The following is a 23,605-nucleotide window of genomic DNA, read 5'->3' as shown; positions in this document are numbered from 1 at the left end:
CGTGCGTCATCCATACGACGACGTGCTCGTGCGGCCGGCTCCCCCGGCATTCAGCGAGGAATTTCGGGTATGGGTCCGGCGATGGCTACCCGATGCCTGCCTACCTATCGCATGCCTGCCTGAGCAGGAGGTGACGGCGATGCCGGGACCGCAGCCCGATCACTACGCCGTGCTCGGTGTCCAGCCCTCCGCGTCCGCGCGCCAGATCACCACGGCCTACCGCCGCCTGGTCCGCAGCCTGCATCCGGACACCGGTCCCGCCCGGCCGGCAGCGGAGCAAGAACTCGCAGAGGTGCTCACGGCCTACCGCGTCCTCCACGACCCGCAGAGCCGGGCCCGTTACGACGCGGACCGCGCCCTCGCCGAGCGTGACCGCCGCTACGCGCAGCGGCGGGCTTCCCGCGCTGGACCCAGCCGCTCGGCCCCCGCCCGCCCGGCCCCCGCCCGGACCCGCCGCCCACGGCCGTCGGGCGACGAAGCCGACACCGTGATCGTGCTGCGCTTCGGCCCGGTGCGCATCGAACTGCTCGGCGTCCGTCCCGCAGAGGACGATGCGCCGGCGACCGACGGGCTCGAATCCCTGGAGTGGTTCCTGCGCCCGCTGTGGCAGCGAGGCCGCCAGGGGCGCTAGTGGGGACGGGCGTGGCGCGCCCTCACTCCGGCACCGGAACCTGCCCCTCCGGGTACTTCCTGACCCACGTCGCGCCGCACTCGGCGCAAGAGGAGTACTCGATCAGATCGCCGTCTTCGGTGACGCCCAGGCTCTGTATCAGGCGGACGTGTACATGTGCACCCATCGGGGTTCCTTTCCGCTGTACGGCAGAAATTCCGCAGCAAGGCAAAGAACGCGAAATGCCGAACATCCTGGACATAGGGCCCGCCAGAGTGTCAACGAAGTGATCGCACTCTGAGACGGGCCGGGCGCCCGCCCGCGACGTTCGGTGAGCGACCGCCCCTCGGCGACAACCGACCAACACCCGCCGTACCGCGCACCTCCACCGCCTTGACCTCGGGTAACCCGGCTTCTCTCGCCGTGTCCTGGCCCAAGCACGTCTCGTTGACCGAACAACCGCCAACTACAGCTGGTAACCACTTCGGGAGGCACCCGTGCGCGTGCGCAAGACGACCCTGACCCTCGCGGCCACCGCCGCGGCCCTGGCGGGACTGGCGGGGGCCGTGCCCGCCGCCGCAGCCGACACCGGCACCCGGCTCCCGGTCGCCGAGACCGCCGACACCGTGCAGGGCATGGGGTCAGCGGTGGCGCACCGGCTCGGCCTGGCCGTCGCCAATCCGAGCCCGGGCCACCGGGAGCCGTAGACGCACGTGCAAGCGGGCGGCCCCCGGGGCGCATGAATTATGGGCTGCTGCCGGGGAGTCGGTGGGGAAGGGCGGGGTTCAGGAGAGTCCGGGGGCGGTGGTGCTCAGCCTTCCGGAGCGTCGCGGTGTGAGGCCGGGGCCGGGGCCCCGGTGCGGAGGCCGTCCATGACCAGGTCGAGGAGGCGGCCGGCGCGGGACTGCCAGTCGCTGTGGGGGTCGATCTGCCAGAGGCCGGCGATGGCGAGGGAGAAATCGTCGGGGGTCATGCCGGGGCGGATGGTGCCGGCCTCCTCGTTGGCCTTCAACAGCAGGGCGACGGCCGACGTCACCGGGCCGTGTCCGGAGGCGGCCAGGCTGCCGTGCGCGGTCGCCTTGCGGAGCGCGTCGGCCAGACCGGCCTTGGCCATGGCGTACTGGGCCAGGCGGTCCATCCATTCCCGCAGCGCCTGGTCGGGGGAGCGGGTGTCGAGCAGCTGGGCCGCGGTGTCGGCGACCTGCTGGACCTCGTAGCGGTAGACCTCGAGGACGAGTGACTCGCGGTTGGGGAAGTTGCGGTAGAACGTCGCCTGCCCGACGCCGGCCTTCTTCGCGATCGCGCTCAGCGGGGCGTCGGCCGCGCGCGTCAGCTCCTCCAGGGCGACTTCCAGGATGCGCTCGCGATTCCGTTGCGCGTCCGAGCGCAGTGGAGCGTCCTTCTTCTCCCGCACTCGTCCTCCTTCCGGGAATCACTGCCGGCTCGGCCTTGCTAACCGGACAGGTGTCCGGTAGGTTTGCGGTAATCGGATAGCTGTCCGGTTAGCTCCACCATAGCGTCAGAAGCGGGTGGTGGGGTGGTTGCTCTTCCGTACTTGCTACGTTCACCACGTTTGTCACGTCTGCCACGTTCGCTATGTTGCCGTGCTCATCGCACGCATTGCTCGCACTGCACTGACCTGCACTGCACTCGATGTCTTTCCTGACGTACTGACGCACTGACGCACTGAGGTGCTGACCCACCGACGTGCTGATCCGCCGACGTGCTGGATGCACTGCCCTTCCCGAAGGTGCCTGACTGAGGGTGTCCTTCTGAAGGTGCTCTCGGAGTTCGCTCGGACGCCGGACGCCGGGAACTGCAATCCGCCCTTGCTCTGAACTCCTAACCCTGCTCGCCTTCTTGACCGTCCGTCCTTCCCTGACCTCTTCCCTGACCTCCCCCTCCCCGGCCTCCCCGTCCCTGCCCTCCTTCCTTCCCTGTCTCCCTCCCGTTTCGCGCATCGGATACGTGAAGCCACACGCGAAAGAAGCTGATCATGGCCCTATCGACGTCCAGTGCCATCACCCTGAACATCAACGGCGAGAAGCATGCGCTGCCCGTCGACCACCGCACCACGCTTCTCGACGCGTTGCGCGAGCGGCTCGATCTGACGGGCACCAAAAAAGGCTGTGACCAGGGTCAATGTGGTGCTTGTACGGTGCTGATCGATGGGCGCAGAGCCGTCTCCTGCCTGCAGCTCGCGGTGGCCGCCGAGGGGCGGGAGATCACCACCATCGAGGGCGTGGCGGACGGTGAGACGCTCCACCCGGTGCAGCAGGCCTTTCTCGACCTCGACGGCTATCAGTGCGGTTACTGCACACCGGGGCAGATATGTTCCGCCCTTGCGGTGATCGAGGAGCACGCGGCCGGCTGGCCGAGCGCGGCGAGTGCCGATGTGCGGCCGGAGGCGGGAATTCCACCCTTGACGCCCGAGGAGATCCGGGAGCGGATGAGCGGCAACCTGTGCCGCTGCGGGGCGTATGTGTCGATCGTTCAGGCCGTCGCGCGAGCGGCAGCCGCGCACGGTGCCGGATCGACGCAAGGGATGGAGACCAAGGGGGCGGAGACCCGGGGGATGGAGGCCCGGGAGATGGAGACGCAAGAGAGCGAGACGCGGAAGGGCCAGACGCGGGAGGGCGAGGCGCATGGGTTCGAAGCAGGGGCGGCGGGCTCGGCGGGTGCGGAGGTGACGGCATGAGGGAATTCGGTTATCAGCGGGTGTTCGACGTTCCCGGGGCGGTCGCGCTGCTCGGGGCCGATCCGGAGGCGCGCTGTCTTGGCGGTGGCACCAACCTCGTCGACCTGATGAAGGCCGGGGTGGAGCGGCCCGGGCTGCTCATCGACGTACGTGAACTCCCCCTGGACGGGATCGAGTTCACGGAGGGCGGTGGGCTGAGGATCGGTGCCACGGTGACCAACAGCGATCTCGCGGCCCATCCCGACGTGCGGCGGCGCTACCCGGCGCTGGCGCAGGCGGTGCTCGCCGGTGCCTCCGGCCAGTTGCGCAACATGGCCACCGTCGGCGGGAACCTCCTGCAACGGACGCGCTGCGGGTACTTCACGGACCTCGCCCGTCCCTGCAACAAGCGGGTGCCCGGCAGTGGTTGCTCCGCCATCGAGGGCGAGCACCACCATCACGCGATCCTCGGCGCGTCCTCGCACTGCGTCGCCGTCCACCCCTCGGACATGGCGGTGGCGCTGGCCGCCTTCGACGCCGTCGTCCACTATGAAACGGCGGACGGGCCGGGGGAGTTGCCGTTCGCGGAGTTCTATCTGCCCGTGGGGGACACCCCGCATCGGGAGACCGCACTGCCGGCCGGGGCGCTGATCACCGGCGTCACCCTGCCGCCACTGCCGGTCGCCGCCGCTTCGCGCTACCGCAAGGTGCGGGAGCGCGCGTCGTACGCCTTCGCCATCGGCTCGGTCGCCGCCGCGCTCGACGTCCGCGACGGGGTCGTGCGCGAGGTGCGCCTCGCCCTCGGGGCGGTGGCGTCACGGCCGTGGCGGGCCCTGGCGGCCGAGCGGGTGCTGACCGGGGGGCCGGCCGACGCCGACGCGTTCGCCGCCGCCGCGGACGCCGAACTGGCCGCCGCCGAGGCGCTGCCCCACAACGGATACAAGGTGACGCTGATGCGCAATCTCGTCGTCGCCCTGCTGACCGAGCTCGCCGAGGAGGCCGCGCGATGACCACGACGACGACGGAAACCACCGCGGTACGGAAAGCCGTCGGCACCGCGCACACCCGGGTGGAGGGCCTGGCCAAGGTCACCGGCGCGGCGCGCTACGCCGGCGAGATCCCGTTCGCCGAGCTCGCCCACGGCTGGCTGGTGGTGTCCACCATCGCCCGCGGCCGGATCCGCTCGTTGGAGGCCGGTCCCGTCCTGGCGATGCCCGGTGTGCTCACCGTGCTGCACCACGGCAACGCCCCGCGCGTGGACACCGACTACATCGGCATGCTGGGCATTCCGCCGGACCCGACCTGCGCGGTGTTCCAGCACGACCGGGTGCCGAGCCTGGGCTGGCCGGTGGCGCTGGTCGTCGCCGAGACGTCCGAGCAGGCCAGGGAGGCCGCCGAAGCGCTGGTGGTGCACTACGACCAGGAACCGCACGACATCGATTTCGCCGGCGGCCACCCGGACGCCTACCCGCTGGACGGTCATCTGCCGGCGGTGGCGGAGAAGGGCGACCTGGAGGCCGAACTCACCGCGTCCGCCGTCGTCCTGGACGCCGAATACACCACGCCCGAAGAGCACCACAACCCGATGGAGCCCCATGCGGCGACGGCCCGCTGGGACGGCGGCCGGCTGGAGGTCGTCGACTCCAACCAGGGCGCCACCTGGGTCGTGGGCGAGCTCGCCAAGCTGTTCTCGCTCGACCCGTCCGCCGTGCGGGTGCGGTCCGAGCACGTCGGCGGCGGTTTCGGCAGCAAGGGCGTGCGCGCACACCAGGTGGCCGCCGTGATGGCCGCGACCGCCCTCCAGCGCCCCGTACGCGTCGTTCTGACCCGCCGTCAGATGTTCTCGCTGGCCGGGTACCGCAGCCCCACCAGCCAGCGGGTCAGGCTCGGCGCCGACGCCGACGGGCGGCTGCGCGCGCTGGAGCACCGCGCCCTGAGCCTGACCTCGACCGTGCACGAATTCATCGAACCGAGCGCCGCCGTGGCCCGGGTGATGTACGACGCGGACGCCCACCACACCACCAACAAGGTCGTACGGCTCGACGTGCCGACGCCGACGTTCATGCGCGCGCCGGGCGAGGCGCCGGGGTCGTTCGCGCTGGAGGCGGCGCTCGACGAGCTCGCCGAGAAGTGCGGGATCGACCCGATCGAGCTGCGTCTGCGCAACGAACCCGAGAAGGGCCCGGTCTCCGGCCTGCCGTTCAGCAGCCGCAACCTGCGCGCCTGTTTCGAAGCGGGCTCCCGCCGGTTCGGCTGGGCCGACCGGGACCCGCGGCCCGGGCTCCGCCGTGACGGGCGCTGGCTGCTCGGCACCGGCACGGCCGCGGCCTCCTTCGGCGCCGGAGCCGCACCCTCCACGGCGGTCCTGACGGCCGAGGCCGACGGCACCTTCACCGTGCGGATCGCCGCGGCCGACATCGGCACCGGAGCGCGCACCGCGCTCACCCTGGTCGCCGCCGACGCGCTGGAGGTCCCGCCGGACCGGGTCCGGGTGCGCATCGGGGACAGCGACTTCGGCCCGGCGATGATCGCAGGCGGCTCGATGGGCACCCGCTCCTGGTCCTGGGCGGTGCTGGCCGCGGCCAAGGAGCTGCGCGAGCGGCTCGCCCTGGGCGCAGACCTCCCGCCGGAGGGCATCACCGTACGGTCGGACACCACCGCGGCGATCGGCGCCCTCGCGCAGAAGGAACGGCACTCCTTCGGCGCACAGTTCGCCGAGGTCGCGGTGGACGTCACGACCGGCGAGGTGCGGGTACGGCGCATGCTCGGCGTCTTCGCGGCGGGCCGGATCGTCAATCCCCTCACCGCGCGCAACCAGTTCGTCGGTGGCATGATCTGGGGCATCTCCATGGCCCTGCACGAGGAGGCGGTCCGGGACCGCGCCTCGGGCGGTCACGTCGGCGCCGACCTCGCCGGCTACCACGTCGCCACACACGCCGACGTACCGCTCGTCGAGGCGGACTGGGTGGACGATCCGGACCCGGACGATCCGGTGGGCATCAAGGGCATCGGTGAGATCGGCATCGTCGGTGCCGCGGCGGCCGTCGCCAACGCGGTCTGGCACGCGACCGGTGTACGGCACCGGCATCTGCCGATCCGGCCGGACCGGGTCCTGCAGGCGGGGACCGGACGAGGAAGCGTGGGAGAGCGGGATGCTGGACATCGCCGATGAACTGAACCGGTGGACCGAGGAGGGCCGGGAGTTCGCCGTCGCCACGGTCGTGGGCGTCGGCGGCAGCGCCCCGCGCAGCCCCGGCGCCGCCCTCGCAGTCGACAGCCGGGGCACGGCCATCGGGTCGGTTTCCGGCGGGTGCGTGGAGGCGGCCGTCTACGACCTGTGCGCCCAGGCTCTGCAGGACGGCACGACCGTCCGCGAACGCTTCGGATACAGCGCCGAGGACGCCTTCGCGGTCGGCCTGACCTGCGGCGGAACGATCGACGTCCTGGTCACCCCGGTGACCGCCGACGCCCGGGACCGGCCGGTGCTGGCCGCCGCGCTGGCGGCCGCCGCCCGCGGCGAGTCGGCGGCCCTGGCCCGGGTGATCCGGGGCCCGGCCGACCTCCTCGGCCGGGCGCTGCTCGTCCGCCCGGACGGCTCCCACGAGGGCGGTCTCGGCGGCGGACCGGAGCTGGACCGGACGGCACGGGGCGAGTCCCGCGCCATGCTCGACGCGGGCCGCACCGGCAGCTTCGACCTCTCGGCGGGCGGCACCCGCTGCGAGGCGGAGCTGACGCTGTTCGTCGAGGCGAACGTACCCCCGCCCCGCATGATCGTCTTCGGCGCGGTCGACTTCGCCGCGGCCCTGGTGCGCACCGGCAAGTTCCTCGGCTACCACGTCACCGTCTGCGACGCCCGCCCCGTCTTCGCCACCCGGGCCCGCTTCCCCGAGGCCGACGAGATCGTGGTCGACTGGCCGCACCGCTACCTCCGGCGCACCGCGACCGACGGCCGTACGGCCCTGTGCGTGCTCACCCACGACGCCAAGTTCGACATACCCCTGCTGGAGGTGGCGCTGCGCCTGCCGGTCGCGTTCGTCGGCGCGATGGGGTCGCGCCGCACCCACGACGACCGCGACCGAAGACTCCGCGAGGCCGGCCTCACCGACCGCGAGCTGGCCCGGCTGCACTCACCGATCGGCCTCGACCTCGGCGCCCGTACGCCCGAGGAGACCGCCCTGTCCATCGCCGCCGAGATCGTCGCGTCCCGGCGCGGCGGTACGGGCCGCCCACTGACCGGCTCCGGAACCCCCATCCACCGCGACCCCGCCGACCCGCCCCAGGGCCCGGCCGGCTCGACCGCCGCCGCCTGAGTCCTCCCGCACGTCAGCCCCCTCCGCCGGCCACGCAGCCGTCCCGGCCACCCACCCCGTCGGTCACGTGGCCGCATCTGCGACGCACCCCACCGGCCACCCACCCACCCACCGGCCACCCCCCCTGCCGCCCAGGCACCCCCACACCAGCCGCAACGCACCAGGCCACCACCCACACCCCAGCCCACCACCCTCACCCCACCCCCAGCCCCACCCAACCCCACCCCAAAAGAGTTCACACAGCCGACAAAAAACCGTCACGCCCGCGCCGGAATGATCGGCCAACTCCCTTTCGTTCCAGCTGACATGACTCTGGGAGTAGCACTCAACGCGACCGGCCCCGACAACCAGATCGACGCCACCGTGCGGCTCGCCGCGGAGGCGGCGGCTGCGGGGTTGCGGTCCGCATGGTTCGGCCAGACCTTCGGGGCGGACTCGCCCCAGCTCGCGGCGATCGTCGGGCGCGAGGTCCCGGAGCTCCAGGTGGGCACCTCCGCGATCCCCGTCTTCGGACGCCACCCGCTGGTCGTCTCCAGCCAGGCGCTGACCGCCCAGGCGGCCACGCACGGCCGCTACCACCTCGGACTCGCCCTCGGTACCAAACTCCTCACCGAGTCCGGCTTCGGCCTCCCCTTCGAACGGCCGGTCGCCCGGCTGCGGGAATTCCTCACCGCGCTGCGCCAGCTGACCGAGACCGGCACCGCCGACTTCCACGGCGAGCTGCTGACCGCCGCCACCCCGATCCCCGCGCGGGTGCCGGGCGCCGAAGCAGGGGTGCCGCTGCTCGTCGCCGCGATGGGCCCCCAGGCCCTGCGGGTGAGCGGTGAGCTGGCCGACGGGATCCTGCCGTACCTCGCCGGGCCCCGGGCGCTGGCCGAGCACATCGTCCCGGCCGTCACCGCCGCGGCCGAGGCCGCCGGCCGGCCCGCGCCCCGGATCGTGGCGCTGGTGCCCGGCCTGGTCACCGACGACGCCGACGCGGTGCGCCGGACGTTCACCGAGCAGCTCGCCTTCTACGAGCAGATCCCGTCCTACGCCCGGGTCATCGGGCTCTCCGGCGGGAAGCGGGCGGCCGACGTGGCCGTGATCGGCGACGAGCGGACGGTCGCGGCGGAGGTCCGGCGCTACCGGGACGCCGGGGCGACGGAGGTCGTCTTCTCCGGAACGGAGCTCGCCGGGGCCGCGGACCGGCGACGCACCTGGGAGTTCCTGGGCGGGCTGGCCCGGCTGAGCGCGGCGGCCGGGCCCCGGAAACACCGCCGCGCGGGCCCGGTCACCGCCGTACAGTCATGCGATACCTCAGCGTGGTGCGTACCGGCCACCTCGGTGCGCGAGGTACATATGGAACATGGCCCGATTTTCCGGCCGCTTTCCGTGGTTCGCTCCGACGCGCAGACACACCGGTCGGAGCCCGGGCGGCAACGGCCGGCGGGCGCGGGACGGCGGCCCGCCGAAGCCGCTGGCCCAGCGCCTGCGCGGCCTGGTGGACGTCCACAGCGTCGCCGGCCAGATGTTCCTCCTGCAGGTGCTGATCGTGCTGCTGCTCGTCGTGGCCGCGGTGATCACGCTGCTGGTCCAGGCGCGCAGCGACCGGTTCCAGGGCGCGCGGGACCGTTCGCTCGCCTCCGCCGAGTCCTTCGCGCACGCCCCCGGCCTGCCCGCCGTGGTGCAGAAGGGCCATCCGGGCGCCAGCGTGGTGCTCCAGCCGCTGACCGAGGACGCCCGCAAGCGCGGCGGCGTGGACTTCATCGTCGTCATGGACCGCAAGGGGATCCGCTTCACCCACCCGATCCCCAACCGGATCGGCAAGAAGTTCGTCGGCAACATCAAGCCGTCCCTCGCCGGCCGCACCACCATCGAGAGCGTCTACGGGCCGCTCGGCCACGAGGTGCAGGCCACGGTCCCGGTGAAGGACGCCAAGGGCAAGGTGGTGGCCCTGGTGAGCTCCGGCATGCGGGTCAGCCGGGTCAGCAGCGCCGTCGACCGTCAGCTGCCCGTCGTCATCGGTGCCGGCGGCGCCGCGCTCGCCCTCACCACGGCCGGCACCGCACTGGTCAGCCGCCGGCTGCGGCGCCAGACCCGGGGGCTCGGCCCGGCGGAGATGACCCGGATGTACGAGCACCACGACGCGGTGCTGCACGCCGTGCGCGAGGGGGTGCTGATCCTCGACGCGGACGGGCGGGTCCTGCTGGCGAACGACGAGGCCCAGAAGCTGCTGGGCCTGCCCGCCGACGCCGAGGGGCAATGCCTCACCGGCCTCGGCCTCGATTCCCGGATCGCCGAGCTGCTGACGTCCGGGCGGGCGATCTCCGACGAGGTGCTGCCGGTCAACGACCGGCTGCTCGCGCTGAACATCCGGTCCACCGACCGCCAGGGCGGCCCGCCCGGCAGCGTCGCCACGCTGCGGGACTCCACCGACCTGCTGGCCCTCGCGGGGAAGGCGGAGGTCACCCAGAGCCGGCTGCGGCTGCTGTACGAGGCCAGCGTGGCCATCGGCACCACCCTCGACGTACGGCGCACCGCCGAGGAGCTGACCCAGGTCGCCGTGCGGTGGTTCGCCGACTACGCCAGCGTCGACCTGGCCGACGCCGTGCTGAGCGGCGGGGAGCCACCGGTGGGCTCGTACCGCGAGGCGCCCGAGCTGCGCCGGGTGGCGGTCGCCGGGATCCGCGACGACCACCCCCTCTACCGGCCGGGCGAGGTGCACACCTACCTCTCGCTCACGCCGATGGCCACCGGATTCGTCAGCGGCCAGTCCGTGCTCGTGCCCGATGTGCGGGCCGCCGGCGACTGGTACCCCGACGACCCCGGGCGGCTGGAACTGGTCATGAGCCACGGCTGCGAATCCCTGATCACCGTTCCGCTCCAGGCCCGCGGCGTCCGGATGGGGATCGTCAACTTCTGGCGCTCCCGGGAGCGGCCCTTCGAGGAGGGCGAGCTGTCGCTGGCCGAGGAGATGGCGGCCCGGGCCGCCGTGTGCATCGACAACGCGCGCCGCTTCACCCGCGAGCACGCCATGGCCGTCACACTGCAGGAGAGCCTGCTGCCGCGCGGTCTGCCCGAACAGAGCGCCCTCGACCTCGCCCACCGCTACCTGCCCGCACAGACCGGGGTGGGCGGCGACTGGTTCGACGTCATCCCGCTGCCCGGCGCACGGGTCGCGCTGGTCGTCGGGGACGTCGTCGGGCACGGGCTGCACGCCGCGGCGACCATGGGCCGGCTGCGTACCGCGGTGCAGAACTTCTCCACCCTCGACCTGCCGCCCGACGAACTCCTCGGCTTCCTGGACGAGCTGGTCAACCGCATCGACGAGGAGGCCATCGCGGCGAACGACGAGGCCACGGTCGCCGGCGCCACCTGCCTCTACGCGATCTACGACCCGTCCTCCGGCCGCTGCGCGCTGGCCCGGGCCGGCCACCTCCCGCCCGCCCTCGTCCACCCGGACGGCACCGTCGCCTACCCGGACCTCCCGGCCAGCCCGCCGCTCGGCGTCGGCGGCCTGCCCTTCGAATCGGTGGAACTGCTGCTGCCCGAGGGCAGCAACCTGGTCCTCTACACCGACGGCCTGGTGGAGGACCGCAACCACGACATCGACACCGGCATGCACCAGCTCGCCACGGCCCTGGCGCACCGCGACCGGACGCCGCAGGAGACCTGCGAGGCCGTGCTCGGCGCCCTGCTCCCCGACCGGCAGCGCGACGACATCGCCCTCCTCGTGGCGCGCACCCGCCTGCTGCCGCCCGACCGCATCGCCGAGTGGGAGGTCCCCGCCGAACCCGCGGCCGTCGCCGAGGCCCGGGCGAACCTCACCCGGCAGCTGCTGGAGTGGGGCCTGGAGGAGGAGGTCTTCACCACCGAGCTCATCCTCAGCGAGCTGGTCACCAACGCCATCGTCTACGCCTCCGGCCCGATCGGCGTCCGCCTGCTGTACGACCGCACGCTGATCTGCGAGGTCTCCGACACCAGCAGCACCGCGCCGCATCTCCGGTTCGCCGCGGGCGAGGACGAGGGCGGCCGCGGGCTCTTCCTCGTCGCCCGGATGGCAGGGCGCTGGGGCACCCGTTACACCGCCGAAGGCAAGATCATCTGGGCGGAACTGCCCCTGCGCTGACCGCCCGCGGCCCGGCGCGCAGGTGGATTTGCGTCCGGCCCGGGGCGGTGTGCAACAGTGGGCCGTCCGGTCGGCCGGGCCCGCCCCCGTGCGCTGCCGCCGCCGGGCTCCCCCCACCCTCCCGGACGGTTCCGACCGCGCCCCGCGCGCGCAGCGGCGCCGCCGCCTTCCCGTGTCCGTACGTCCCCCTGAGAGCGATGCTGGCAACGACCCTCGTCCCCCGGGCCACCGATCTGTTCGACCAGGGCCTGGAACGCCGGACCGGTTCCGCCCTGCTGCGTTTCGGCGCCGCACGGCAACGACCGGCCGGCCGGCCCGGCTGGTCCGGCGACGGCGCCGTGGCCTGGCTCGACGACACCCGCGGGCACGTGTGGAGCGTGGGCGGACCACAGGCCGCGGCCGGATTGGTGCTGCGCGCCGCGCTGGGCCTGCCCGACCGGGTGCGGGAGTTCACCGGCCCCCGTGGCACGGAGGCCCTGGTCGGCCGCCACCTGCCGGTGACCGACGTCGTCGAGTGGGTCTTCCGCTGGACGCTTCACGAACCGCCCGTCCAGCGCGCGGAGGAGCGGGTGGTCGTCCTCGACGAGACCCACCACGACGAACTGCTCGCCTTCCTCGCGGTGCACAGCCCGGCCCACTCCACCGGACCCGGCTCCGCCGCCGTCAGCCTGTGGGCGGGCATCCGCGACGCGGACGGGAACCTCGTGGCCTGCGGCGCCCTGAGCAGCCTGCGGGACACCGGCGCCCCGCTCATGGCCTCCGTCGCCACCGACGCCGCGCAGCGCGGCCAGGGCCTCGGTGCGGCGCTGACCGCATGGCTGACCCGGTACGCGGTGCGCCGGCACGGCTTCTGCACGCTGTGGCAGCTCGCCGACAACGCGCCCGCCGACCGGCTCTACACCCGCCTCGGCTACCGCAACGAGGACCCCTGCGTGTCCGCCCGCCTCGCCACGCACTGACCCCGCACGACGCCGCTCACCGGCCGGCCGCCGCCGGGCCCGGCAGGACCCGCAGGAACAGCGAGAGGGCGACGGCCAGCGCGAGGTCGAAGAGCAGCGCCGCCATCAGGGCGTGCCCGTAGGCGCCGACGTCATGGCGTGCGGCGTGGCCCAGCGTCCCGTAGAACAGGACGCCGACCAGCGCGACCCCGACCGAGCCGCCGATCTGCTGGCCGGTGGAGAGCACACCCGAAGCCATGCCGATCTCCGCCGGCCGGATGCGGGCGAGCACGGCGTTGAGCAGCGGTGTGACCAGGACCCCGTTCCCCAGGCCCACGACGAGCAGCGGCAGGGCCAGCGACCGGGCCGTCAGCGTCTGGCCGGCGAGCCCGACGACACCGAGCGACACCGCGTGGCCGAGCCCGAGGACCAGCGCCCCGGCCTGCAGCAGCCGCTTCCCGTACCGGGCCAGGCGCCCCGCCACCAGGCTCCCGGTGAAGAAGCCCGCGGCGAACGGCAGGTAGAACACCCCGGCGCCCAGTGCGTCCAGCCCCAGCCCGTCCTGCACGGTCACGGACAGCACCAGGAAGAAGGAGTTGATCCCGAAGTACGCCAGGAGGACCAGCACCATCCCGATCGCGAAGGCCCGCTCACGCAGCAGCCCCGGCCGTACCAGCGGGGACCGGCCGCGCGCCTCGACCCGGCGTTCCACGACGCCGAAGCCGAGCAGGGCGAGCACTCCCGCGGCCAGGCTGACCCACGTCCAGGCGGGCCAGCCGGCCTCCCGGCCCTCCACCAGAGGCACGACCAGGAGGAACAGCGCCACGGTCAGCACCGTCACGCCCGCCAGGTCCAGCCGGCGGCCCTCGGGCGCCCGCGACTCGGGCAGGAGGACCGCCGCGAGGGCCAGCGTCACCAGCCCGACGGGAACGTTGACCCAGAAGATCGGCCGCCAGGACGCGCCGAACAGGTCGGCGGAGAGCAGGACCCCGCCCAGCAGCTGGCCGGCCACCCCCGCCGTGCCGATCACCGCGCCCAGCACACCGAAGGCGCGGGCCCGCCGCTCGGGCGGCAGCAGCACCTGGATCGTCGAGAAGACCTGCGGGAACATCACCGCGGCCCCGAGCCCCTGGACGAGCCGGGCCGCGATCAGCGCGCCGGCCCCGGGCGCGGCCGCGCAGCCCACCGACGCCAGGGTGAAGACCCCCATCCCGATGAGGAAACAGCGCTTGCGGCCGAACCGGTCGCCGAGCCGGGCACCGGTGATCAGCGCGACGGCGTAGGTGAGTTGATAGCCCGCCAGGATCAGCTGCACATCGGCGTCCGAGGCCCGCAGATCGTCCTGGACGGCGGGCGCCGCCACCAGCACGATGAAGGTGTCGAGCACGGCCATGAAGACGCCGGTGAGGACGACGGACAGGGCCCGCCACGGAGCGGGCGGGCCGGCCGCCGCGGTGTGCGGGGCAGCGGCGGCGGGCGCGGCAGGTGCCGGCTCGGCCGGCGGTCGCAGAGGAGTCATACCTGCGACCCTGGCCCGGGCCGCGGGAGCCATACAGAGGCGAATTATCCTGGTGGCAGCGGTACCGGTGTCGGACCGACGACCACCTCAGGGCTTCGGAAGCCCCGGGCCGCGGTACGGGGCAGCGTGGGCGCACGGCACGGTGCGCGGGGGAGAGGGATCGATGGCCGACCGGGAACGGCGCCGGGTGCTGGCGGAGTTCCTCCGCTCGCGACGCGAACGGGTCCCGCCCGCCGACGCCGGACTCCCGGCCGGCCCTCGCCGCCGTACCCCCGGGCTGCGCCGCGAGGAGGTCGCCGTCCTCTCGGGCGTCAGCGTCACCTGGTACACCTGGCTCGAACAGGCCAGGGACATCAGCGTGAGCCGTCAGGTGCTGCACAGCCTGGCCCGGGCACTGCGGCTGTCCGCCGCCGAGACCCGCCACCTGTTCGCCCTGGCCGGGCAGCCGCTGCCCGAGCCGGCCGGCGACCACCCCGGCGGGCCGGAACTGCAGCGCCTGGTGGACGCGCTCGACCCGCACCCCGCGTACCTGCTCGCGCCCAACTGGGACTTGCTGGCCTGGAACCGCGCCGAGGCCGGTCTCATCGGCGACCCGGCCCACTGGGACGCCTCCGAACGCAACCTGATGCGCCTGGTGTTCACCCGGCCCAGGATCCGTACGCTCCTGGCCGACTGGGACGGCCAGGCCAGGGCCCTGCTGGAGCAGTACCGCGCCAGCGCCGACCGGCACCCCGACGACCCGGAGTTCCGCCGGCTGACCGGCGAACTGTGCGCCCGCAGCGAGGAGTTCAAGGCATGGTGGGCCACCCATGACGTGGCGGACTTCCGGCCGGCGCGCAGGGAGTTCGACCATCCGTCACTGGGCCGGCTGACCTTCGACTACGTCAAGCTCGCAGCCGTGGACGCACCGGGCGTCACCCTGGTCTCCTGCCTGCCCGCCGACGCGACGACCGCCGCCAGACTCCCCGAACTGGCCGCGCTCAGCCCGGCAGATGATCCCCGTCCGGAGGGCGGAGCCGCAGCGGCAGGGACTTGAGGCCGTGGATGAAGTTCGACACCAAGTGCCGCGGCGGGGCCGCGAGTTCGAGGACCGGCAGCAGCACTCGGGTCTCCTCGTAGAGCACCCTCAGCTGCAGCCGGGCGAGATGGGCGCCCAGGCAGACGTGCGGACCGTCGCCGAAGGAGACATGGGGGTTGGGCGTACGGGCGAGGTCCAGGCGGTGCGGGGCGGCGAACACCCGCTCGTCGTAGTTGGCCGAGCCGTGGAAGACGACCACCTTGTCACCGGCCCGGATCGGACGGCCGCCAAGTTCCGTGTCGCACGCCGCGGTACGGCGGAAACTGAGCACCGGCGGGTGCCAGCGCAGCAGCTCCTCCACGCACGAGGACGTCGCCACGGCACCGGCGCGCAGGGCGCGGTAGGCGTCCGGGTGCCGGGCCAGGGCCAGCAGGCCGCCCGGTGCCGCGCTGCGTACCGTGTCGTTCCCCGCGATGGTCAGCAGGAAGAAGAACATCTCCAGCTCGGGCGTGGCCAGTTGGCGGTCGGTGGCGAGGACCGTCAGCACGTCGTCGCCGGGGTGCCGCCGCTTGTGGGCGGCCAGCTCCCGCGCGAACGCGAACATGTCCTGCAGCATCGCCGGCGAGCGCGGGTCGGCCGGACGCCCGTCCGGACCGGACGCCGGCGGACCGGATTCGTCCGGGTCCTGGTAGCCGATGACCCGCCGGGTCCAGTCCAGCAGCAGCCCGCGTTCACCGGGCGGCACCCCGAGCACGTCGGCGAGGTTGAGCAGCGCGTAATCGTCGGTGACGGTGGTGACCAGGTCGACCACACCGCTCCCGGCGCGCGCGGTGTCGAGCGCCGCGGTCAGCAGGCCGCGGGCCCGGTCGCGTACCGCCGTCTCGAAACGGTCGATCCGGCCGCGGGTGAAGGCCCGGCCGACCAGCCGACGCAAACGACCGTGCATCGGGGGATCCTGATTCAGCATCATGCGCCGGATGAACGGCAGGTCGGCGGGGGCCGGATCGCGGATCTGGGTGGCGCCCAGGTACGACGAGAAGGTGCGGGCGTCCTTCAGGACCCGGACGACGTCGGCATGCCGGGTGACCGCCCAGAACCCGGGCCCGGCGGGCCAGCCGAGGACCTCGTGCTCCTCCTGCCGGACCACCGGATGCCGGTCGCGCAGCAGCCGGTAGGCGGAGTGCGGCAGCCCCTGGGCATAGCCGCGGGGGTCGAAGACGTCGGGTATCCGTGGAGCGCCGGCCGCCGGAGACGTCATCCCGCCTCCGGCCCGCCGCCGGCCCGGATCCCGCCGCCCCCGCCCCCATCTCCGTCCCCGTCGCCGTCCGCGCGCAGGAAGTCCTCGACGGCGCGGATCAGCTCCAGCGGCGTCTCGTCCATCGCGTAGTGCCCGGCCGCCGACAGCTCGATCAGCTGGCTGTTGGCGTACCAGCGCAGCCACGTCCGGCGGGTCAGTTCGGCGGTGAGCGCGGGGTCCAGCGAGCCGGTCACCGCCAGCGCCGGCACCGGCGAACCCTCGACGTCGTCGGCGAAGCCCTCACCGGCCCAGGAGTCCAGCCAGGTACGGAACGCCGTCGGATTGCTGCGCTCCAGTGACCGCCGCACCATCCGGTCCAGCCAGGCGTCGGGGCGCCGCCCGCCGGACGTGAGGTCGATGATGGCCCGCCGGCTGTCCGGGGCGTGCGCCGCCGAGGCGAACAGCGCCCACTGGTCCGGGGGCAGCGGAAACCCGGAGGCGGGCACCGGCGAGATGCCGACCAGCCGCCGGACCCGCGCCGGGGCCGCGGCCAGCACCCGCTGGACGACGCTGCCGCCCATCGAATGGCCGATCACCGAGAACCGGTCCCAGCCCAGCCGGTCGGCGAGCGCCAGCACATCGGCCGCGCCCTCCGTCGTGGTGTAGGCACCGGCCGCGTCCTGCGCCTCGCCGTAGCCACGGAGATCGACCAGTGCGTACTGGAAGGCGGCGCGGTCGAGGTCGGGGAGGAGCGGGGCGAAGGCGGACCGGTCGGCGAACCACCCGTGGACGGCGATCACCTTGTGCGGACCCCTGCCGTGCAGGGCGTGGGGCAGGACGAAGGAAGTCACGGGCCCCACACTGACCGTCACCACACGCCTCCGCAAGGGCGTCCCGGCACGGGCGGGAGCCGTGGGACGGCCGTGGCACCGAGGGCGGCCTGATCGTGCCGGAGGGTGCCCTGATAGGGCGTGCGCACCAGCGGGCAGGCATCCGGACATGACCGTCCTCCTCGGAACCTCCGGCTGGCAGTACAAGGACTGGCGCGGTGTCCTCTACCCGCCGGACCGGCCGCAGCGGCTGTGGCTGGAGGAGTACGCGCGCGGGTTCGCGACCGTCGAGAGCAATGCGGCCTTCTACCGGCTGCCCGAGGAGAAGACCTTCGCCGCCTGGCGGGACCGGACCCCGGACGGCTTCGTGATGGCAGTCAAGGCGAGCCGCTATCTGACCCACATCAAGCGGCTGCGCACCCCGGAGGAGCCGGTGGACCGGCTGATGTCACGGGCCGCCGCCCTGGGGCCGCGGCTCGGGCCCGTACTGCTCCAGCTGCCGCCCACGCTGCGGCGGGACGCCGGGCTGCTGGACGCCTGCCTCGACTGCTTCCCGGCCGGTACCCGGGTGGCCGTCGAGCCCCGGCACGACTCGTGGTGGACCGAGGAGGTCCGCGAGGTGCTGGAGCGCCGGGGCGCGGCGCTGTGCTGGGCCGACCGGGGCTCCCGTCCGGTGGCACCGCTGTGGCGGACCGCCGACTGGGGCTACGTGCGCTTCCACGAGGGCCGCGCGGCACCCTGGCCGCGTTACGGGAGGAAGGCGCTCGCCACCTGGGCGCGCCGGATCGCCGACACCTGGCCGGACCGGGCCGACGTGTACGCGTACTTCAACAACGACCCGGGCGGCGCGGCCGTCCACGACGCGAGCGTCTTCGCGCGGGCGGTGGCGGCCACCGGGCGCACGGTCAGCCGTACGCCGTCCGGGCACGAGGGACGGACCTGACGACGGAGCAGCTCCGACGAGCGGGCAGACGTGACGAGAGGGAAGCCATGAGGCGAGGGAAGCCATGAGGCGAGGTGAGGACGGATGATCCGCAGGCGGGTGGTGGTCTCCGGGACCGTGCAGGGGGTGTTCTTCCGCGACACCTGCCGGCGTACGGCCGAGGCGCGGGGCGTGGCCGGCTGGGTGCGCAACGTTCGGGACGGAACCGTGGAGGCCGTGTTCGAGGGCGATCCGGAGAGCGTGCGGAAGCTGGTGGAGTGGGCGCACCAGGGGCCGCCCGCGGCGGTCGTCGACGCGGTGTCGGTGACGGAGGAGGAACCCGAAGGGCTGCCGGGCTTCGAGGTCCGGTAATCGCCCCGAGCGCCTGAAGTGCCGATTTCGTCCGTCCTGGCCAATTGCACGTTCCGTCGGGTCATACATCCCGACATCTCGGGTCATCCCGGCCCCCGCATCCCCCCTCGAAACGTAAATGCAGATATGTCCAGTCGCGACCGGGTGCGATGCCTTTTCCAGCGGTGCGGCGTCTTTTCGTAATGGCCGGGACGTTGCTTCCATCGGTGTGTGGTTCGTTGGATTCGTCACCCGGTGACTGACAAAGCTGCACTTCAGCGGGGTTGTGAGGGCGAACGTGAACATCCGGAAAGGAAAATGGGTGGCAGGTTGCCTGACGCTTCGTCGGCGTGATTGCATCCTTCCGGTGCGGGAGGTTGATCACCGCGGCCCGGATTATCGGGCGGTGAACTCGCTGCCGCCGGACCGTGCGTAATTTTTCTTGCATGTGGAGTGCATGAATTCCGCGCGGTGTCCGCCAGGAAAATTGAGAGTAATGAAGGAAGGGCACGTCATGCGTGACATCGTCGAGACCTGCGAGATTGCCGACAGCGAGCTGGACAACATTTCCGGTGGTCTCGCCAGCGCCGGTGCCGAGGTGGCCGGCCACGGTGGCTCGGTGGCCATCGGCGACGTCGTCGGCACCGCCCAGTCGCTCGTCCCCTCCCTGCCCACCGGGCAGCTGGCCGGTCTCGCCACCGTGCAGACCAGCGACGTCTGAGACGTCACGGCAGACTTGCGGAGGCCGGCGCGGCACCGCGTCGGCCAGGACCCCGGGACCTACGGTCCCGGGGTCCGTCCCGTTGCCCGGCATGGTCGGCGGCGGGGGTGTAAAGAGGAGTTATGCGCCTCCGGCACGGTCCTGCCCCGCTCGCCGGCTTCCGGCGGGGGAGCCCCGGCCTGCTGGTCCTCCCGCTGGCGATCATCGTGGCCGTGACCGTGGCGGACATCAACTCCCCGACGAGCATCCACCTCGGCCCGCTCCTGGTCGCCGCGCCCGCGATCACCGCCTCCTTCGCCGGGCCCGGCCTCACCGGCGCGGTCGGCGCCCTCGCGGTGGCGGCCCAGATCCTCGTCGGCGCGCTGCACGGCGGTCTGATGACCGCCAATCACCAGGCACAGGTCGCCGCCCTGCTGGTGATCTCCGTGCTCGTCACCGTCTTCCGGTACGTCCAGGACCGGCACCAGCGGCGGCTCAGCCAGGTGCAGTCGGTGGCCGTCGCGGCGCAGCAGGTCCTGGTGCGGCCGCTGCCCGAACGCATCGGCCCGCTGCGGATCGCCGCCACCTACCTCGCCGCCGACGCCGAAGCGCTGATCGGCGGCGACCTGTACGCGGTGGCGCCCACCCCGGGGGCCACCCGGCTGGTCGTCGGCGACGTCCGCGGCAAGGGACTGTCCGCCATCGGGGAGGCGGCGGTGCTGATCGGCGCCTTCCAGGGCTCCGCCTACCGCAACCTCTCCCTGCCGGGCATGGCGGCCCACCTGGGCAACTCCGTGCACTGGAACACCGCGCACCGCACCGCCGCCGATCCCGAGCCCACCGAGTCCTTCGTGACCGCGCTCGTGCTGGACGTCCACCACGACGAGCCGTTCCTCACGATGGTGAACTGCGGGCACCCGCCGCCGCTCCTGCTGCGGGAGGGCAAGGTCCGCCCCCTGGAGGTCCGGGACCCAGCCCTGCCCCTGGGAATCGGCGCCCCGACGGAGGGCGACTACCAGGTCGAGACGTTCGGCTTCGCCCCCGGCGATCTGCTCCTGCTGTACACGGACGGGGTGATCGAGGCCCGGGACGCGACCGGCGCGTTCTACCGGCTGACGGACCAAATCGCCGTCTGCACCGACCGGGACCCGGGCGCACTGGTGGCGCACCTCCGCGACGACCTGCTGGCGTACGTCGGCGGAACCCTCAGCGACGACGTCGCCCTCATCGCCCTCACCAGGACGGACGGGCCGGAGCCGCGGGCGGATCACCCGTGACCGACACCTGCGCGGGACGCAGCAGATGCTCACCGACGCGGTAACCCTGCCGGAGCACCGCGGTGCACACGGCACCCGAAGGGCTTTCGGGACGGCTCATGGCGGTGAAGGTGACGGCCTCGTGGATCTCCGGATCGAAGGCGTCGCCCACGCTGCCGAAGGAGATCAGGCCCAGCGCGGTCAGTTCGGCCACCAGCGCCCGGGCGACCCGCCCGAAACCACCCGTGACCTCGCCCTGCCCGGCCGCCTCCTCGACGGCGTCGAGCACGGGCAGCAGCCGGTCCAGCACGTTGACCACGGCGATCTCACCGACCGCCAGCCGGTCCCGGTGCACCCGCTTGCGGTAGTTGTCGTACTCGGCCTTCAGCCGCTGCAGATCGGCCGTGCGCTCCTGCAGTTCGGCGGTGCGCTGCCGCAGTTCGGCGCGGAGTACGGCCTCCTGGGCGGACGTTCCGGCCTCTTCGGACACGCGGGACGGCGGGGGACCGGTGTCCCGGTCGGTCCGCTCGGTTCGGGGCGGCGGGGAACCGGCCTCGTTCCCCGAGCCGGCCTGCTGCCCGCGCCGTCCGAGCTCCGGCCGGTCCGCCGTGCCGCTTCCGACGATGGCCAGCGGCGGCCGGGCCGTGCCGCGGAGCCGGGTCGGGCGGCTCATGGCGCGCCTCCCTCCCGCTTGTCGTCGTCGACGATCTCGGCATCCACGACATCGTCGGCGGCGTCGGACTTGCCCTGCTCACCCGCGCCGCCCCCGGCGCTCCCGCCGCCACCCGCGGCGGCCTGTGCGGCCTGGGCGTCGGCGTACATGGCCTGGCCGAGCTTCTGGGAGACGGCCGCGACCTTCTCGGTGGCGGTGCGGATCTCCGCGGTGTTCTCGGTCTTGAGCTTCTCCTTCAGCTCACCGACGGCGGTCTCGACCTCGGTCTTGATCTCACCGGGGACCTTGTCCTCGTTGTCCTTGAGGAACTTCTCGGTCTGGTAGACGAGCTGCTCGCCCTGGTTGCGGGTCTCCGCGGCCTCACGGCGCTGCCGGTCCTCCTCGGCGTGCCGTTCGGCGTCGCGGACCATCTGGTCGATGTCGTCCTTCGGGAGCGAGGAGCCGCCGGTGACGGTCATCTTCTGCTCCTTGCCCGTGCCCAGGTCCTTCGCGGTCACGTGCATGATGCCGTTGGCGTCGATGTCGAAGGAGACCTCGATCTGCGGGACGCCACGCGGGGCCGGCGGCAGGCCGGTGAGCTGGAACATCCCGAGCTTCTTGTTGTACGCCGCGATCTCGCGCTCGCCCTGGTAGACCTGGATCTGCACGGACGCCTGGTTGTCCTCCGCGGTGGTGAAGATCTCCGAGCGCTTGGTCGGGATCGTCGTGTTCCGCTCGATGAGCTTGGTCATGATGCCGCCCTTGGTCTCGATGCCCAGGGACAGCGGGGTGACATCGAGGAGCAGGACGTCCTTGACCTCACCCTTGAGGACACCGGCCTGCAGGGCGGCCCCCACCGCCACGACCTCGTCCGGGTTCACGCCCTTGTGCGGGTCCTTGCCGGTGAGCTCCTTGACCAGCTCCGTCACCGCGGGCATCCGGGTCGAACCGCCGACCAGGATCACATGGTTGATGTCCGAGAGGCTGATTCCGGCGTCCTTCACCGCGTTGTGGAACGGCGTCTTGCAGCGCTCCAGGAGGTCCGCGGTCAGCTGCTGGAACTGCGAGCGGGTGAGCTTCTCGTCCAGGTGCAGCGGACCCTCCGCCGAGGCGCTCAGATACGGCAGGTTGACCGTCGTCTCGGTGGCCGCCGACAGCTCGATCTTCGCCTTCTCCGCGGCCTCCCGCAGCCGCTGGGTGGCCATCTTGTCGTTCGACAGGTCGATGCCGTACGCGTTCTTGAACTGCTTGGCCAGGTGGTCGACGATCCGCTGGTCCCAGTCGTCACCGCCCAGATGGGTGTCGCCGTTGGTGGCCTTGACCTCGACCACCCCCTCGCCGATCTCCAGCAGGGAGACGTCGAAGGTGCCACCGCCGAGGTCGAAGACCAGGATCGTCTGGTCGTTCTCCTTGTCCAGGCCGTACGCCAGCGCCGCGGCGGTCGGCTCGTTGACGATCCGCAGCACCCGCAGGCCGGCGATCTCCCCGGCCTCCTTCGTGGCGGTGCGCTGCGCGTCGTTGAAGTAGGCCGGAACGGTGACGACGGCGTCCGTCACGTCCTCGCCCAGGTAGTCCTCGGCATCGCGCTTGAGCTTCTGCAGCACCCGCGCGGAGATCTCCTGGGCGGTGTACCGCTTGCCGTCGATGTCGCCGCTGGCGGGGAAGCGCCAGTCCGACTCGCCCATGTGGCGCTTGACCGACCGCGCGGTGCGGTCGATGTTGGTCACGGCCTGCCGCTTGGCGATCTCCCCGACCAGCACCTCACCGCCCTTGGCGAACCCCACCACCGACGGGGTCGTGCGGGCCCCCTCGGCGTTGGTGATCACCGTGGGCTCGCCGCCCTCCAGCACACTGACCACCGAGTTCGTCGTACCGAGGTCGATACCCACTGCACGTGCCATGGTTCTTCTCCTCACCTAGCGGCCCGGGGCGCTCGCCGCGGCAATTGTCCCATATTGCGCCTTTGGGGTCCGCGTACGTACCCGTCTCTCCCGCCGTCGGGGTTGCGCGCGGTTGCGCTTTGCGGCGCCTCCCACGTACCTGGCTTTCCCGCCGTGGGGGTTGCTCGCCGTTGCGCTTTGCGGCGCCGCGTACGTAGTTGTCTGCTGCGCCGCGGGGCTCGCTCGCCGTTGCGCCTGCGGCGGGCTGGGTTTGTGGTGGGTGCGGTGACGGGCCTCCGGGGCCGGTTGTGTGGACTGCTGACGCTTTACGTCCACACAACCGGCCCCTCCGACCCGTCCCCTCCCGTGAGGGGGGAGTGTGCGGGTGAGCGGGGGCGCGCGTCGCACCGCGTACACCTCACGTCGCCGGTCAGCGGGAATAGCTCCGCCCGCGTGTCCGGTTGTGGCCCCGCAGGGGGCCTTCGCGACCCTTACGGGATCTGTTCGACCCACCCCTACGGGTCCGGACGTCCCCACGCCAACCCCTACCCACCCGCACCCTTCCCCCAACGGGAGGGGACGGGCCGGAGGGGC

19 protein-coding genes and 2 pseudogenes are annotated in these 23,605 nt (G+C 72.7%); 14 read left to right on the top strand and 7 right to left on the bottom strand.

Going from position 1 to position 23,605, the window contains the following annotated elements:
• The first annotated feature begins 139 nt into the window (after positions 1-139).
• Positions 140-631 (top strand): J domain-containing protein, encoded by a 492-nt coding sequence (locus ACGF4C_RS17935; protein WP_393567284.1) that lies wholly within the window; start codon positions 140-142, stop codon positions 629-631.
• A gap of 22 nt (positions 632-653) precedes the next feature.
• Here the strand turns inward: ACGF4C_RS17935 and ACGF4C_RS17930 are convergent, their stop codons facing one another.
• A complete protein-coding gene (locus tag ACGF4C_RS17930) occupies positions 654-797 on the bottom strand; it encodes a hypothetical protein (RefSeq protein WP_199816338.1) in 144 nt (47 codons plus the stop codon).
• 310 nt (positions 798-1,107) lie between these two features.
• Between ACGF4C_RS17930 and ACGF4C_RS17925 the strand changes: the two genes are divergently transcribed.
• Positions 1,108-1,317 carry a hypothetical protein gene (locus ACGF4C_RS17925; protein WP_393567282.1) on the top strand — a complete coding sequence of 70 codons (210 nt, stop codon included), beginning with the start codon at positions 1,108-1,110 and terminating at the stop codon, positions 1,315-1,317.
• A gap of 104 nt (positions 1,318-1,421) precedes the next feature.
• Here the strand turns inward: ACGF4C_RS17925 and ACGF4C_RS17920 are convergent, their stop codons facing one another.
• Positions 1,422-2,024 carry a TetR/AcrR family transcriptional regulator gene (locus ACGF4C_RS17920; RefSeq protein WP_393567281.1) on the bottom strand — a complete coding sequence of 201 codons (603 nt, stop codon included), beginning with the start codon at positions 2,022-2,024 and terminating at the stop codon, positions 1,422-1,424.
• Positions 2,025-2,606: 582 nt separating this feature from the next.
• Here ACGF4C_RS17920 and ACGF4C_RS17915 point away from each other — a divergent pair.
• From ACGF4C_RS17915 to ACGF4C_RS17885, 7 genes and pseudogenes are all read left to right on the top strand, one after another.
• A pseudogene (locus tag ACGF4C_RS17915) lies at positions 2,607-3,146 on the top strand ((2Fe-2S)-binding protein); the annotation flags it as partial.
• Positions 3,147-3,304: 158 nt separating this feature from the next.
• Positions 3,305-4,297 (top strand): FAD binding domain-containing protein, encoded by a 993-nt coding sequence (locus ACGF4C_RS17910; protein WP_393567279.1) that lies wholly within the window; start codon positions 3,305-3,307, stop codon positions 4,295-4,297.
• Positions 4,294-6,459: a xanthine dehydrogenase family protein molybdopterin-binding subunit gene (locus ACGF4C_RS17905; RefSeq protein ID WP_393567277.1), complete on the top strand. Its 2,166-nt coding sequence runs from the start codon at positions 4,294-4,296 to the stop codon at positions 6,457-6,459. Before ACGF4C_RS17910 ends, ACGF4C_RS17905 begins: the two co-directional genes overlap by 4 nt.
• Positions 6,440-7,597, top strand: a complete 1,158-nt coding sequence (locus ACGF4C_RS17900; protein WP_393567275.1) for an XdhC family protein — start codon at positions 6,440-6,442, stop codon at positions 7,595-7,597. The genes ACGF4C_RS17905 and ACGF4C_RS17900 overlap by 20 nt, the downstream gene beginning before the upstream one ends.
• Positions 7,598-7,903: 306 nt before the next feature.
• Positions 7,904-8,821, top strand: a pseudogene (locus ACGF4C_RS17895) (LLM class F420-dependent oxidoreductase); the annotation flags it as partial.
• A gap of 124 nt (positions 8,822-8,945) precedes the next feature.
• Positions 8,946-11,708: a SpoIIE family protein phosphatase gene (locus ACGF4C_RS17890; protein WP_393567273.1), complete on the top strand. Its 2,763-nt coding sequence runs from the start codon at positions 8,946-8,948 to the stop codon at positions 11,706-11,708.
• Positions 11,709-11,905: 197 nt separating this feature from the next.
• On the top strand, positions 11,906-12,667 hold the full coding sequence (locus ACGF4C_RS17885) for a GNAT family N-acetyltransferase (RefSeq protein ID WP_393567514.1): 762 nt from the start codon (positions 11,906-11,908) through the stop codon (positions 12,665-12,667).
• Positions 12,668-12,683: 16 nt separating this feature from the next.
• Here the strand turns inward: ACGF4C_RS17885 and ACGF4C_RS17880 are convergent, their stop codons facing one another.
• Positions 12,684-14,165 (bottom strand): MFS transporter, encoded by a 1,482-nt coding sequence (locus ACGF4C_RS17880; protein ID WP_393567271.1) that lies wholly within the window; start codon positions 14,163-14,165, stop codon positions 12,684-12,686.
• A 163-nt stretch (positions 14,166-14,328) separates the two neighbouring features.
• On the opposite strand from ACGF4C_RS17880, the gene ACGF4C_RS17875 reads away from it, so the two are divergent.
• Positions 14,329-15,201: a helix-turn-helix transcriptional regulator gene (locus tag ACGF4C_RS17875; RefSeq protein WP_393567269.1), complete on the top strand. Its 873-nt coding sequence runs from the start codon at positions 14,329-14,331 to the stop codon at positions 15,199-15,201.
• Here the strand turns inward: ACGF4C_RS17875 and ACGF4C_RS17870 are convergent.
• The gene (locus tag ACGF4C_RS17870) at positions 15,146-16,441 is read right to left on the bottom strand and encodes a cytochrome P450 (protein ID WP_393567267.1); all 1,296 of its coding nucleotides are present in this window, start codon (positions 16,439-16,441) and stop codon (positions 15,146-15,148) included. The two genes, ACGF4C_RS17875 and ACGF4C_RS17870, sit on opposite strands and share 56 nt — an antisense overlap.
• Positions 16,438-17,271: an alpha/beta fold hydrolase gene (locus tag ACGF4C_RS17865; protein WP_393567266.1), complete on the bottom strand. Its 834-nt coding sequence runs from the start codon at positions 17,269-17,271 to the stop codon at positions 16,438-16,440. Before ACGF4C_RS17865 ends, ACGF4C_RS17870 begins: the two co-directional genes overlap by 4 nt.
• A gap of 148 nt (positions 17,272-17,419) precedes the next feature.
• Between ACGF4C_RS17865 and ACGF4C_RS17860 the strand changes: the two genes are divergently transcribed.
• From ACGF4C_RS17860 to ACGF4C_RS17845, 4 genes are all read left to right on the top strand, one after another.
• Positions 17,420-18,193 (top strand): DUF72 domain-containing protein, encoded by a 774-nt coding sequence (locus tag ACGF4C_RS17860; protein WP_393567264.1) that lies wholly within the window; start codon positions 17,420-17,422, stop codon positions 18,191-18,193.
• 84 nt (positions 18,194-18,277) lie between these two features.
• Complete coding sequence (locus ACGF4C_RS17855; protein ID WP_393567262.1) at positions 18,278-18,544, top strand: acylphosphatase; 267 nt, start codon at positions 18,278-18,280, stop codon at positions 18,542-18,544.
• A gap of 493 nt (positions 18,545-19,037) precedes the next feature.
• The gene (locus ACGF4C_RS17850) at positions 19,038-19,244 is read left to right on the top strand and encodes a hypothetical protein (RefSeq protein ID WP_107052853.1); all 207 of its coding nucleotides are present in this window, start codon (positions 19,038-19,040) and stop codon (positions 19,242-19,244) included.
• 122 nt (positions 19,245-19,366) lie between these two features.
• Positions 19,367-20,500, top strand: a complete 1,134-nt coding sequence (locus tag ACGF4C_RS17845; RefSeq protein WP_393567260.1) for a PP2C family protein-serine/threonine phosphatase — start codon at positions 19,367-19,369, stop codon at positions 20,498-20,500.
• Here ACGF4C_RS17845 and grpE read toward each other — a convergent pair.
• Both grpE and dnaK read right to left on the bottom strand, forming a co-directional pair.
• A complete protein-coding gene (gene grpE / locus ACGF4C_RS17840) occupies positions 20,457-21,152 on the bottom strand; it encodes a nucleotide exchange factor GrpE (RefSeq protein WP_393567258.1) in 696 nt (231 codons plus the stop codon). The two genes, ACGF4C_RS17845 and grpE, sit on opposite strands and share 44 nt — an antisense overlap.
• Positions 21,149-23,032 (bottom strand): molecular chaperone DnaK, encoded by a 1,884-nt coding sequence (gene dnaK, locus ACGF4C_RS17835; protein WP_393567257.1) that lies wholly within the window; start codon positions 23,030-23,032, stop codon positions 21,149-21,151. Before dnaK ends, grpE begins: the two co-directional genes overlap by 4 nt.
• Positions 23,033-23,605 lie beyond the last annotated feature (573 nt).

The sequence above is a fragment of the Streptomyces sp. NPDC048197 genome (assembly GCF_043202395.1).
Classification (GTDB): Bacteria; Actinomycetota; Actinomycetes; order Streptomycetales; family Streptomycetaceae; genus Streptomyces; species Streptomyces siderophoricus.
This window is presented reverse-complemented; position numbering and strand designations above follow the sequence as displayed.

Bases quoted from the DNA above. Each gene is read 5' to 3' on its own strand.
- ACGF4C_RS17935 (WP_393567284.1), top strand. From the start codon at position 140: ATGCCGGGACCGCAGCCCGATCACTACGCCGTGCTCGGTGTCCAGCCC.
- ACGF4C_RS17930 (WP_199816338.1), bottom strand. From the start codon at position 797: ATGGGTGCACATGTACACGTCCGCCTGATACAGAGCCTGGGCGTCACC.
- ACGF4C_RS17910 (WP_393567279.1), top strand. From the start codon at position 3,305: ATGAGGGAATTCGGTTATCAGCGGGTGTTCGACGTTCCCGGGGCGGTC.
- ACGF4C_RS17905 (WP_393567277.1), top strand. From the start codon at position 4,294: ATGACCACGACGACGACGGAAACCACCGCGGTACGGAAAGCCGTCGGC.
- ACGF4C_RS17900 (WP_393567275.1), top strand. From the start codon at position 6,440: ATGCTGGACATCGCCGATGAACTGAACCGGTGGACCGAGGAGGGCCGG.
- ACGF4C_RS17890 (WP_393567273.1), top strand. From the start codon at position 8,946: ATGGCCCGATTTTCCGGCCGCTTTCCGTGGTTCGCTCCGACGCGCAGA.
- ACGF4C_RS17885 (WP_393567514.1), top strand. From the start codon at position 11,906: ATGCTGGCAACGACCCTCGTCCCCCGGGCCACCGATCTGTTCGACCAG.
- ACGF4C_RS17880 (WP_393567271.1), bottom strand. From the start codon at position 14,165: ATGACTCCTCTGCGACCGCCGGCCGAGCCGGCACCTGCCGCGCCCGCC.
- ACGF4C_RS17875 (WP_393567269.1), top strand. From the start codon at position 14,329: ATGGCCGACCGGGAACGGCGCCGGGTGCTGGCGGAGTTCCTCCGCTCG.
- ACGF4C_RS17870 (WP_393567267.1), bottom strand. From the start codon at position 16,441: ATGACGTCTCCGGCGGCCGGCGCTCCACGGATACCCGACGTCTTCGAC.
- ACGF4C_RS17860 (WP_393567264.1), top strand. From the start codon at position 17,420: ATGACCGTCCTCCTCGGAACCTCCGGCTGGCAGTACAAGGACTGGCGC.
- ACGF4C_RS17855 (WP_393567262.1), top strand. From the start codon at position 18,278: ATGATCCGCAGGCGGGTGGTGGTCTCCGGGACCGTGCAGGGGGTGTTC.
- ACGF4C_RS17850 (WP_107052853.1), top strand. From the start codon at position 19,038: ATGCGTGACATCGTCGAGACCTGCGAGATTGCCGACAGCGAGCTGGAC.
- ACGF4C_RS17845 (WP_393567260.1), top strand. From the start codon at position 19,367: ATGCGCCTCCGGCACGGTCCTGCCCCGCTCGCCGGCTTCCGGCGGGGG.
- grpE (WP_393567258.1), bottom strand. From the start codon at position 21,152: ATGAGCCGCCCGACCCGGCTCCGCGGCACGGCCCGGCCGCCGCTGGCC.
- dnaK (WP_393567257.1), bottom strand. From the start codon at position 23,032: ATGGCACGTGCAGTGGGTATCGACCTCGGTACGACGAACTCGGTGGTC.